At 66.4% G+C, this 12936-nt stretch carries 1 protein-coding gene; it reads left to right on the plus strand.

Annotation, left to right across the window (positions count from 1 at the left end):
• Window positions 1-37: 37 nt before the first annotated feature.
• Window positions 38-12934, plus strand: coding sequence for a non-ribosomal peptide synthetase (locus ACP7E3_RS18060; RefSeq protein WP_426123903.1), 12897 nt, complete (start codon window positions 38-40; stop codon window positions 12932-12934).
• Window positions 12935-12936 lie beyond the last annotated feature (2 nt).

Consider the following 12936-nt stretch of genomic DNA (forward strand, 5'->3'; position numbering starts at 1 on the left):
CGATTTTCCCGTAAGCCGATTTCAGGCAGGAACCCCCATGATGGACGCCTTCGAACTTCCCCGCACCCTGGCCCAGTCCCTTCAACGCCGCGCCGCGCAGACTCCGGAGCGGATCGCTCTGCGTTTCCTCGCTGAGTCCGCCGAACACAACGTGGTCCTCAGCTACCGCGACCTCGACCGACGCGCCCGTGCCATCGCCGCCGCCCTGCAGGCCAACGCCGACCTGGGCGACCGTGCCGTGTTGTTGTTCCCCAGCGGGCCGGACTATGTGGCGGCGTTCTTCGGTTGCCTGTACGCCGGGGTGATCGCGGTGCCGGCCTATCCGCCGGAGTCCGCTCGTCACCATCACCAGGCGCGCTTGCTGTCGATCATCGCCGACGCCGAACCGCGCCTGTTGCTGACCATCGCCAGCCTCGGCGATGACTTGGCGCAGATCGAAAACGCGCCGCCGCTGCTGGCGGTCGACACCCTCGACAGCGCGCTTGCCGAGCGCTGGGTCGCCACCGATGTGCAAGCCGACGACATCGCCTTCCTGCAATACACCTCGGGCTCCACCGCCTTGCCCAAGGGCGTGCAGGTCAGCCACGGCAATCTGGTCGCCAATGAACTGCTGATCCGGCGCGGTTTCGGCATCGACCTGAACCCGGATGACGTGATCGTCAGCTGGCTGCCGCTGTACCACGACATGGGCCTGATCGGCGGCCTGCTGCAACCGATCTTCAGCGGCGTGCCCTGCGTATTGATGTCGCCGGCGTACTTCCTCGGCCGGCCCTTGCGCTGGCTGGAAGCGATCAGCGAATACGGCGGCACCATCAGCGGCGGCCCGGATTTCGCCTATCGCTTGTGCAGCGAACGGGTCAGCGAATCGGCCCTGGAACGCCTGGATTTGAAGCGCTGGCGCGTGGCGTATTCCGGCTCCGAACCGATCCGCCTCGACACCCTGGAACGCTTCGCCGAGAAGTTCGCCCCGTGCGGTTTCACCGCGAACAACTTCTTCGCCTCCTACGGCCTGGCCGAAGCAACCCTGTTTGTCGCCGGCGGCCGCCGTGGCCACGGCATCCCGGCCCTGCGCCTGGATGCTCAGGCGCTGGCCGCCAACCGCGCCGAGCCGGGGCCGGGCGCGGCGATCATGAGTTGCGGCACACATCAGCCGGACCACGCGGTGCTGATCGCCGATCCCCACACCTTGAGCGAACTGCCTGACAACTGCGTCGGCGAACTCTGGGCCAGCGGCCCGAGCATTGCCCACGGCTACTGGCGCAACCCCGAAGCCAGCGCCAAGACCTTCGTCCAGCACGCCGGCCGCACCTGGCTGCGCAGCGGCGACCTGGGCTTTATCCGCGAGGGCGAGGTGTACATCACCGGGCGCTTGAAAGACCTGCTGATCGTGCGCGGCCACAACCTCTACCCGCAGGACATCGAGCAGACCATCGAGCGCGAAGTGGAGGTGGTGCGCAAAGGCCGGGTTGCGGCGTTCGCGGTGAATGAGCAGGGCCAGGAAGGCATCGGTATCGCCGCTGAGATCAGCCGCAGCGTGCAGAAAATCCTCGCGCCGCAAGCGCTGATCACGGCGATCCGCCAAGCCGTGGCCGAAGCCTATCAAGAGGCGCCGTGCGTGGTGGTGTTGCTCAACCCCGGCGCGTTGCCGAAGACCTCCAGCGGCAAGCTGCAGCGCTCGGCATGTGCGTTGCGTTACGCCGATGGCAGCCTCGACAGCTATGCGCAGTTCCCCGGTCTGCAAGGGGCGGCCAGTGATGTCGCGCTGGGGTCCACCTTGCAGACCCAGATCGCGGCGATCTGGTGCGAGCAGTTGCAGGTGGCGACGGTAGCGGCGGATGACCACTTCTTCCTGCTCGGCGGCAATTCCATCAGCGCGACCCAAGTGGTTGCGCGCCTGCGCGAAACCCTGGGCCTGGAACTGAACCTGCGCCTGCTGTTCGAAGCGCCGACCTTGTCGGCCTTCGCTGCCGATGTGGCACAGTTGCAGCAGGATGGCGGCGTCGCTCAAGGCACGATCCAGTGCTTGTCGCATGAGGATGAACTGCCGCAATCCCTCGCACAGAATCGCCTGTGGATCACCTGGCAACTCGACCCGCAGAGCCACGCATACACCATCCCCGGTGCCCTGCGCCTGCGCGGCGAGCTGGATGCAGACGCAGTGCGCGCCAGCTTCGCGCACCTGATCCAGCGCCACCCAGCCCTGCGCACGCGCTTCTACGAACGGGATGGGCAAGCCTTCCAACGGGTGTTGGCCAGCAGCGCATTCGACTTGCACGTCATCGACCTTGGTGACCTGCCCGCCGCCGCGCGCGAAGCCCGGGCGCAGCAGATCCGCGAGGAGCAGGCGCACACCGCGTTCGACCTGGAAAACGGCCCGTTGCTGCGGGTGAGCCTGGTGCGCCTGGACGACGAAGATCATCAGTTGCTGGTGACGCTGCATCACATCATCGCCGACGGCTGGTCGCTGAATATCCTCATCGATGAGTTCTCGCGCCTGTACGCCGCGGCGTCCCAGGGCCAGCCCCTGCAACTGCCGCCACTGGCCGTGCAATACGCCGACTACGGCAACTGGCAGCGCCAATGGTTGGCCGAGGGCGAAGGCCAGCGGCAACTGGCGTACTGGAAGGCGCAGTTGGGAGACGAACACCCAGCCTTGAGCCTGGCCACCGATCACCCGCGTGCAGCGCGGCAACGCAACAGTGCTTCGCGCCACAACGTGCGTCTGGGCGCAAGCCTCAGCGCGGCGATTCGCCAGACTGCCCAGGCCAACCAATCGACGCCGTTCATGCTGTTGCTCGCGGCGTTCCAGACCTTGCTCTACCGCTACAGCGGCCAGCGCGACATCCGCATCGGCGTGCCCAGCGCCAACCGCCCGCGCCAGGAAACCCAAGGCCTGGTCGGCTTCTTTATCAACACCCTGGTACTGCGCGCCGAGCTGGACGGGCGCCTGCCGTTCAACCAGCTGTTGGCGGCCACGCGCCAGGCGGCAGTGGGCGCCCAGGCCCATCAGGATCTGCCCTTCGAGCAACTGCTCGAAGCGTTCCCCCACGCCCGCGAACAGGGCCTGTTCCAGGTGATGTTCAACCATCAGCAGCGCGACCTCGGCGCTTTGCGTCGCCTGCCGGGCCTGCTCGCCGAAGAGCTGGCGTGGCACAGCCGCGAAGCCAAGTTCGACCTGCAATTGCACAGCGAAGAAGACCGCAACGGGCGCCTGAGCCTGGCGTTCGACTACGCCGACGAATTGTTCGAAAGCACCACCATCCAACGCCTGGCCGAGCACTTCATCAACCTGCTGCACGCCGTGTGCGAGCAACCGCAGCGGGCCCTCGGCGACCTCAAATTGATGCAACACGACGAACAGCGGCCCTGGAGCGAAGCGCCTTGCGCGCCGGCCCGGCAATGGTTGCCCGAACAGCTCAACCAACACACCTCGGACCGCACCGCGCTGGTCTGGCAGGGCGGCAGCCTGAGCTTTGCCCAACTGCACACCCAGGCCAACCGCCTGGCCCATTACCTGCGCGACAAGGGCGTCGGCCCCGACGTGTGCGTGGCCATCGCCGCCGAGCGTTCGCCGCAACTGTTGATCGGCCTGCTGGCGATCATCAAGGCCGGCGGCGCCTACGTGCCGCTGGACCCGGATTACCCCGCCGAGCGCCTGGCCTACATGCTCAAGGACAGCGGCGTCCACCTGCTGCTGACCCAGACCGCGTTGCTGGCGCAATTACCCACGGCCGAAGACGTGTGCGTGATCGCCATGGACGGCCTGCACCTCGACCGCTGGCCGACCCAGCCGCCGGGCCTGCATCTGGACGGCGAGCACCTCGCCTACGTGATCTACACCTCCGGCTCTACCGGCCAGCCCAAGGGCGTGGGCAACACCCATGCGGCCCTGGCCGAGCGCTTGCAGTGGATGCAGGCCACCTACGCGCTGAATGACAACGACGTGCTGCTGCAAAAAGCCCCGATCAGTTTCGACGTGTCGGTGTGGGAGTGCTTCTGGCCGCTGATCACCGGCTGCCGCCTGGTGTTGGCGGGGCCGGGCGAGCAGCGCGACCCGCAGCGCATCGCGCAACTGGTGCAGGCCCATGGCGTGACCACTCTGCACTTTGTGCCGCCGCTGTTGCAGCTGTTTATCGACGAGCCGTTGGCGGCCGAATGCACCAGCCTGCGCCGTCTGTTCTGCGGCGGCGAAGCCTTGCCCGCCGAGTTGCGTGACCGTGTGCTTGCGCGGTTGCCGGCGGTGCAGTTGCACAACCGTTATGGCCCGACCGAAACCGCGATCAACGTCACCCATTGGCACTGCCGCGCCGAGGATGGCGAGCGCTCGCCGATTGGCCGACCGCTGGGCAATGTGATCTGCCGCGTGCTCGACGAACAGCTCAACCCGTTGCCAGCGGGGGTGCCGGGCGAGCTGTGCATCGGCGGCATCGGCCTGGCACGCGGTTACCTCGGCCGCGCCGGGCTTACTGCCGAGCGTTTTGTCGCCGACCCCTTGGGCGCGCCGGGCAGCCGTCTGTATCGCAGCGGTGACCGCGCACGCTGGAGCGCTGACGGCGTGCTCGACTACCTCGGTCGTCTCGATCAGCAGGTCAAGTTGCGCGGCTTTCGCGTCGAACCGCAAGAAATCGAAGCGCGCCTGCTGGCCCTCGACGGTATCGCCCAGGCCGTGGTGCTGGTGCGCGATGACCAATTGATCGGCTATTACACCGCCACTGCCGCGCTCGACGCCCAAACCGTCAAAGCCGCCCTGGCCGCCGGGTTGCCGGAATACATGGTGCCTGCGCACCTGATGCGCCTGGGCGCCATGCCCCTGAGCCCGAGTGGCAAGCTGGACCGCCGTGCGCTGCCCGAGCCGGTGTGGCAAACCCGCGAACACGTTGAACCCGAGAGCCCGTTGCAGCAGCAGATTGCGGCGATCTGGCGCGAAGTGCTGGGCCTGCCGCGGATCGGCCTGCGCGATGATTTTTTCGCCCTCGGCGGCCATTCGTTGCTGGCCACGCAAATCATCTCGCGCACCCGCCAGGCGTGTGACGTCGAGCTGCCGTTGCGCACCCTGTTCGAAGCCAGCGAACTCGGCGCATTTGCCGAGCAGGTCGGGCAGATCCAGGCCGCCGGCCAACGCAACCAACAGACCGCCATCGCCCAAGTCGACCGCAGCCGGCCGGTGCCGCTGTCCTATTCCCAGCAGCGGATGTGGTTCCTCTGGCAGTTGGAGCCGGACAGCCCGGCGTACAACGTCGGCGGCATGGCGCGTTTGCGCGGGGTGCTCGACGTGGGGCGTTTCGAGGCCGCGTTGCAGGCCTTGGTCATGCGTCACGAAACCCTGCGGACCACCTTCCCGAGCGTCGATGGCGTGGCCCATCAGCAGGTGTCGGCGCAGACCGGCCTGCGCATGGGCTGGCAGGACTTCTCGGCGCTGAGCCACCTCGAATGCGAGCAACGCTTGCAGCAGCTGGCCGATGTCGAGGCGCACACGCCGTTCAACCTGGAAACCGGGCCGCTGTTGCGCGTGTGCCTGGTCAAGGCCGGCGCGCAGGAACATTACCTGGTGCTGACCTTGCACCATATCGTCACCGAAGGCTGGGCCATGGACATCTTTGCCCGTGAACTCAGCGCGCTGTACGAAGCCTTCATCGACGAGCGCGACTCGCCGCTGGCGCCGCTGCCGGTGCAGTACCTCGACTACAGCGTGTGGCAGCGCCAGTGGCTGGAGTCCGGCGAGCGCCAGCGCCAGCTCGATTACTGGATCGCGCAATTGGGTTATGAGCATCCGCTGCTGGAACTGCCCGGTGACCGCCCGCGGCCGCCGGTGCAAAGCCACCGCGGCGGGCTGTACCGTTTTGATTTGAGCGACGAACTGGCCGCGCGCGTTCGGGCCTTCAATGCTGCGCACGGCCTGACCCTGTTCATGAGCATGACCGCCACGCTGGCGGTGTTGCTCTACCGCTACAGCGGCCAGACCGACCTGCGCATCGGCGCTCCGGTGGCCAATCGGATTCGCCCGGAAAGCGAAGGGCTGATCGGCGCCTTCCTCAACACCCAGGTACTGCGTTGCCGGCTCGACGGGCAGATGAGCGTCGGTGAGTTGTTCGAGCAAGTCCGCCACACCGTGATCGAGGGCCAGTCTCACCAGGACCTGCCGTTCGACCATCTGGTGGAAGCGCTGCAACCACCGCGCAGCGCGGCGTACAACCCGCTGTTCCAAGTGATGTGCAACGTGCAGCGCTGGGAATTCCAGCAGCGCCGCCAACTGGGCGGGATGAGCGTCGAGTACCTGGCCAACGATGCGCGTGCGACCAAGTTCGACCTCAACCTGGAAGTCACCGACCTCGACCATCGCCTGGGATGCTGCCTGACCTACAGCACCGATTTGTTCGATGAGCCGCGCGTTGCGCGCATGGCCGAACATTGGCGCAACCTGCTCGAAGCGCTGATCGCCGACCCGCAGCAACGCCTCAGCGAACTGCCGATGCTGGGTGCCGACGAGCAGCACGCATTGCAGCGCAGCCTGGGAAGCGACGCGGCTGAACAGCGCCTCGACCAGTGCCTTCACTCACTGTTCAACCAGCAGGCACTGGCCCGTGCCGACGCGCCGGCACTGACGTTTGCCGGTGAGACCCTCAGCTACCGCGAACTGAATGCCCGCGCCAACCGCCTGGCCTGGATGCTGCGCGAGCGTGGCGTCGGCCCGCAGGTGCGGGTCGGCCTGGCGTTGCCGCGCTCCCTGGAAATGGTCATCGGCCTGCTGGCGATTCTCAAGGCCGGCGGCGCCTATGTGCCGCTGGACCCGGAGTACCCGCTGGACCGCCTGCATTACATGATCGAAGACAGCGGCATCGGCTTGCTGCTCAGTGATGCGGCGATGTTCGCCGCCCTCGGTGAACTGCCGGCGACGCTGGCGTGCTGGTGCCTGGAAGACGACCTGCCGGTGCTGGCGAACTACCCGGCCAGTGAGCCGCCGTTTCTCAGCCTGCCGCAACACCCGGCGTACCTGATCTACACCTCCGGCTCCACCGGCAAGCCAAAAGGCGTGGTGGTGTGCCACGGCGAAATCGCCATGCACTGCCAGGCCGTGATCGAGCGTTTCGGCATGCGCCCGGATGACTGTGAGCTGCACTTCTATTCGATCAACTTCGACGCCGCCACCGAGCGTTTGCTGGTGCCGTTGCTCAGCGGCGCACAACTGGTATTGCGCGCCCAGGGCCAGTGGGATGCCGAGCAGATCTGCGGGCTGATCCGCACCCATCGCATCAATGTGCTGGGCTTCACCCCGAGCTACGGCAGCCAGTTGGCGCAATGGCTGGCAACCCAGCGGCAGACCTTGCCGGTGCGGTTGTGCATCACCGGCGGCGAGGCGCTGACCGGCGAACACCTGCAGCGCATCCGCGCCGCGTTCCAGCCGCAGGTGTTTTTCAACGCCTACGGCCCGACTGAAACCGTGGTGATGCCGCTGGCCGGCCTCGCACCGCAGCACTTGGCGGAGGGCGTCGGCAGCGTGCCGATCGGCAGCATCGTCGGCGCCCGCGTGGCCTATATTCTCGACGCCGACCTGGCCCTGGTGCCGCAAGGCGCGAGCGGCGAGTTGTACGTCGGCGGGGCAGGGCTGGCGCAGGGTTATCACCAGCGTCCGGGGATGACGGCGGAGCGTTTTGTCGCGGACCCCTTCGCGGCCCGTGGCGGTCGCCTGTACCGCACCGGCGATCTGGTGCGCCAACTGAGCGATGGCCAGGTGGAATACCTCGGGCGGATCGACCATCAGGTGAAGATCCGTGGTTTCCGCATCGAACTGGGCGAGATCGAAACGCGCCTGCTCGAACATCCCGCCGTGCGCGAAGCGGTGGTGCTGGCGCTGGATTTGCCGAGCGGCAAACAGCTGGTGGCCTATCTGGCCAGCGACGCCGAGCACGGCCCCTTGCGCGACGCCTTGAAGGCGCACCTCAAAGCGCACCTGCCGGACTACATGGTGCCCGCCCATTGGCTCGTGCTGGACAGCATGCCGCTGACCGCCAACGGCAAGCTCGACCGCCGCGCCTTGCCGCCGCCGGATGCCGAGGCGAATCGCCAACACTACGTGGCGCCGCGCAACGCGCTGGAGCAGGCGTTGGCGGCGATCTGGTGCGCGGTGTTGAACGTGCAGCAGGTCGGTCTCGACGATAACTTTTTTGAACTGGGCGGCGATTCGATCCTGTCGATCCAGGTGGTCAGCCGTGCGCGCCAGGCCGGGATTCACTTCAGCCCGCGGGATTTGTTCCAGCACCAGACCGTACAGACCCTGGCCGCCGTCGCCACGCGCGCCGAGCAGGTCAGCGCCGAGCAAGGCGTGCTGAGCGGCCGCTCGGGGCTCACGCCGATCCAGCAGTGGTTCTTCGAGACAGAGATTCCCGCGCGTCAACACTGGAACCAGGCGCTGGTGCTCAAACCGCTGCAACTGCTCGATCCCCATCGCCTGGAGCAAGCCCTGCTGGCGGTGCTGGAACAGCATGACGCGCTGCGCCTGAGCTTCACCCGGCGCGACGCGCAATGGCACGCCGAACACCTGGCCGTGCCGGAGGGCGGTGTGCTGATGCAGGCGCAAGTGTGTGATCTGCAACAGTGCAGCGCGTTGTTCAGCGACACCCAACGCAGCCTCGACCTGGCCCACGGCCCGCTGTTGCGCGCGTTGCTGGTGGACGGCCCGCAAGGCCAGCAGCGCCTGCTGATCGTGATCCATCACCTGGTGGTGGATGGTGTGTCGTGGCGTGTGTTGCTTGAGGATCTGCAAAACGGCTATCGCCAATTGAGCGACGGCCAATCCGTCAGCCTGCCGGCCAAGACCAGTGCCTTGCGCGACTGGGCCGCCCGCTTGCAGGCCTATGCCGGCAGCGAATCCCTGCGCGAAGAATTGTGCGTCTGGCAGGAGCGCTTGGCCGGTGCGGCGGTGCCCTTGCCGGTGGCGCGCCCGCACGGCGCATTGCGCCATCGCGATGCCGAGACGCTCAGTGTGCGCCTGGACGCCGAACGCACCCGCCAGTTACTGCAACAGGCCCCCAGCGCTTATCGCACCCAGGTCAACGACCTGCTGCTGACTGCCCTGGCCCGCGTACTGTGCCGCTGGAGCGGTCACGCCTCGGCGCTGATCCAACTGGAAGGCCACGGCCGCGAAACCCTGTTCGATGAGATCGACCTGACCCGCAGCGTCGGCTGGTTCACCAGCGCCTATCCGGTGCGCCTGACGCCGCTGGCGGAGCAGGGCGCATCGATCAAAGCCATCAAGGAGCAACTGCGCGGCGTGCCGCACAAAGGCCTGGGCTACGGCGTGCTGCGCTACCTGGCGGACGACCTGTGCAAACAGACGATGGCCGCACTGCCGAGTGCCGACATCACCTTCAACTACCTCGGCCAGTTCGACCAGAGCTTCGGCGCCGATGCACTGTTCCACCCGCTGGAGGAATCCGCCGGCCCCGCCCATGACCCGGATGCGCCGCTGCCCAACGAACTGAGTGTCGACAGCCAGGTGTACGGCGGCGAACTGGTGCTGCGCTGGACCTTCAGCCGCGCACGCCACGATCAGCAGACGATTGGCGAGTTGGCCGCGGCCTACCTGGACGAACTGCACAGCCTGATCGCCCATTGCCTCAAGGACGGTGCCGGCGGCCTCACGCCTTCCGACTTCCCCCTGGCGCGCCTGACCCAGGCGCAGTTGGACGCCTTGCCGGTGCCCGCCAGTGCGATCGAAGACGTGTACCCGCTGACCCCGATGCAGGAAGGCCTGCTGCTGCATACCCTGCTTGAACCGGGCACCGGCCTCTACTACATGCAGGACCGCTACCGCATCGACAGCGCCCTCGACCCCGAGCGTTTCGCCCAGGCCTGGCAAGCGGTGATCGCCCGTCACGAAGCCTTGCGCGCCTCGTTCTGCTGGAACGTTGGCGAGGACATGCTGCAAGTGATCCACAAACCCGGCAGTACGCCGATCGAGTACCTGGACTGGCGCGCCGTTGCCGAGGCCGAACAGGAACCGCGCCTGCAAGCCCTGCTCAAGGCCGAGCGCGAAGCCGGTTTCGATCTGCTCAACCAGGCGCCGTTCCACCTGCGTCTGATCCGCGTCGCTGAAGCGCGCTACTGGTTCATGATGAGCAACCACCACATCCTCATCGATGCCTGGTGCCGTTCGCTGTTGATGAATGATTTCTTCGACCTCTACACGGCCCTCGGCGCAGGCCACGACGCGCAACTGGTCACGCCGCCGCGTTATCGCGACTACATCGCCTGGCTGCAACGCCAGAACCTGAGTGCGGCGCGCCAGTGGTGGCAGCACAACCTGCGGGGCTTCGAGCGCACCACGCCGATCCCCAGCGACCGCCCGTTCCTGCGCGAACACGCCGGTGGCAGCGGCGGCATGGTAGTGGGCGATTGCTACACCCGCCTCGATGCCCGCGACGGTATACACCTGCGCGAACTGGCCCAGGCTCATCAACTGACCGTCAACACCTTTGCCCAGGCCGCGTGGGCCCTGGTGCTGCGGCGCTTGAGCGGCGAGCGTGACGTGCTGTTCGGCGTCACCGTGGCCGGGCGTCCGGTGGACATGCCGGACATGCAACGGACCGTCGGCCTGTTCATCAACAGCATCGCGCTGCGTGTGAAGCTGCCCGAGGAGGGCCAACAGTGTAGCGTGCGCCACTGGTTGAATGGCCTGCTCGACAGCAATATGCAACTGCGCGAGTACGAATACCTGCCGCTGGTGACCCTTCAGGAACACAGCGAATTGCCCAAGGGCCAACCGCTGTTCGACAGCCTGTTCGTGTTCGAAAACGCCCCGGTGGAAGTCTCGGTACTCGACCGTGCGCAAAGCCTGAACGCCACCTCGGACTCCGGCCGCACCCACACCAACTTCCCGCTGACGGCCGTGTGCTATCCGGGCGATGAGCTTGGTTTGCACCTGTCCTACGACCAGCGTTACTTCGACGAAAGCACCGTGCAGGGCATGTTGAGTGAGTTCAAGCGCCTGCTGCTGGCGCTGATGCAGGGGTTTCATGGCGACATGGCCGAGCTGCCATTGATGGGCGCGCAGGAGCGTGAATTCCTGGTACACGGCTGCAACCGGAGCGAGCACGCCTACCCGCTGGAGCGCAGCTATATCGAGCTGTTCGAAGCCCAGGTGGCGCAGCATCCGCAACGCATCGTCGCCACGTGCCTCGACCGACAGTGGACGTATGCCGAGTTGAACCGGCGCAGTAACGGCCTGGGCCACGCACTGATCGCCGCGGGTGTCGGCCTGGATCAGCCGGTGGCATTGCTGGCGGAGCGCAGTCTCGATTTGCTCGGCATGATCATCGGTAGCTTCAAGGCCGGTGCCGGTTACCTGCCGCTCGACCCGGGGCTGCCCGGTCAGCGTCTGAGCCGGATTATCGAGCTGAGCCGCACCCCGTTGCTGGTGTGTACCGAGGCGTGTCGCGAGCAGGCCATTGAGCTGCTGCAAGGCGTGGAATGCCAGTTGCTGGTGTGGGAGGAGGTGCCTGCTCGTGGGGCAAACCCCGGCATTTACAGTGGCCCGGACAACCTTGCCTATGTGATCTATACCTCGGGCTCCACCGGCCAGCCCAAAGGCGTGATGGTCGAACAGCGCGGCATGCTCAACAACCAGTTGAGCAAGGTGCCGTACCTGGACCTGAGCCCGGTGGATGTGATCGCGCAAACCGCCTCGCAGAGTTTCGATATTTCGGTGTGGCAGTTCCTTGCCGCGCCGCTGTTCGGCGCGCGGGTGGATATCGTGCCGAATGCCGTCGCCCACGATCCTCAGGGCTTGCTCGCCCATGTGCAGGCCCAGGGCATCAGCGTGTTGGAAAGCGTGCCGTCGCTGATCCAGGGCATGCTGGCCGAGGCACGCATCCGCCTGGACGGCCTGCGCTGGATGCTGCCGACCGGTGAAGCCATGCCGCCGGAGCTGGCGCAGCAGTGGTTGCTGCGTTACCCCGAGATTGGCTTGGTCAACGCTTATGGTCCGGCGGAATGTTCGGATGATGTGGCGTTCTTCCGTGTCGACCTGGCCTCGACCCGGGGCACTTACCTGCCGATTGGTGCGCCGACCGACAACAACCGCTTGTACGTGTTGGACGCTGCACTGGCGTTGGTGCCGCAGGGCGCGGTGGGCGAGCTGTGCGTCGCCGGTACCGGCGTAGGGCGCGGTTACGTCAGCGACCCGCTGCGCACCGCCCAGGTGTTCGTGCCCAACCCGTTCGGCGCCGCGGGCGAGCGTCTGTACCGCAGCGGCGACCTGGCACGGCGGCGCAGCGATGGGGTGCTGGAGTACGTCGGGCGTATCGACCATCAGGTGAAGATCCGCGGCTACCGCATCGAGCTGGGGGAAATCGAAGCGCGTCTGCATGAGCAAGCGGCAGTGCGCGACGCGGCGGTCGGGGTGCAGGAGGGCGTCAGTGGCAAGCATCTGGTCGGCTATCTAGTGGCCGCTGATGCTGCGTTCAACCCTGGCGAGTGCCTGGAGCGCATCAAGCAACACCTGCGTTCTGAACTGCCGGAATACATGGTGCCACTGCATTGGCTCTGGCTCGAGCGCCTGCCGCTCAACGCCAATGGCAAACTCGACCGTAACGCCCTGCCGGCCCTGGAGATCGGCCAGCTGCACGACCAGGCCTACCTGGCGCCGCGCACGGCACTGGAGGGGACATTGGCCGCGATTTGGGCCGAGGTGCTCAAGGTCGACCGGGTGGGCGTGCAGGACAACTTCTTCGAACTGGGCGGGCACTCGTTGCTGGCCACGCAGATCGCCTCGCGCGTGCAGAAGACGTTGCAACGGGATGTGCCGTTGCGGGCGATGTTCGAGTGCAGCACGGTGGCGCAGTTGGCCGAGTACATCGATGGGCTGGCGGCGACAGCGATCAGTGCCGAGAAGGTGGATCGGTTGAGTGATTTGATGGCGGAGTTGGAGGGCCTGTAATT

This window comes from Pseudomonas sp. PSPC2-3, from assembly GCF_049898265.1.
Classification (GTDB): Bacteria; Pseudomonadota; Gammaproteobacteria; order Pseudomonadales; family Pseudomonadaceae; genus Aquipseudomonas; species Aquipseudomonas veronii.

Bases quoted from the DNA above. Each gene is read 5' to 3' on its own strand.
- ACP7E3_RS18060 (WP_426123903.1), top strand. From the start codon at position 38: ATGATGGACGCCTTCGAACTTCCCCGCACCCTGGCCCAGTCCCTTCAA.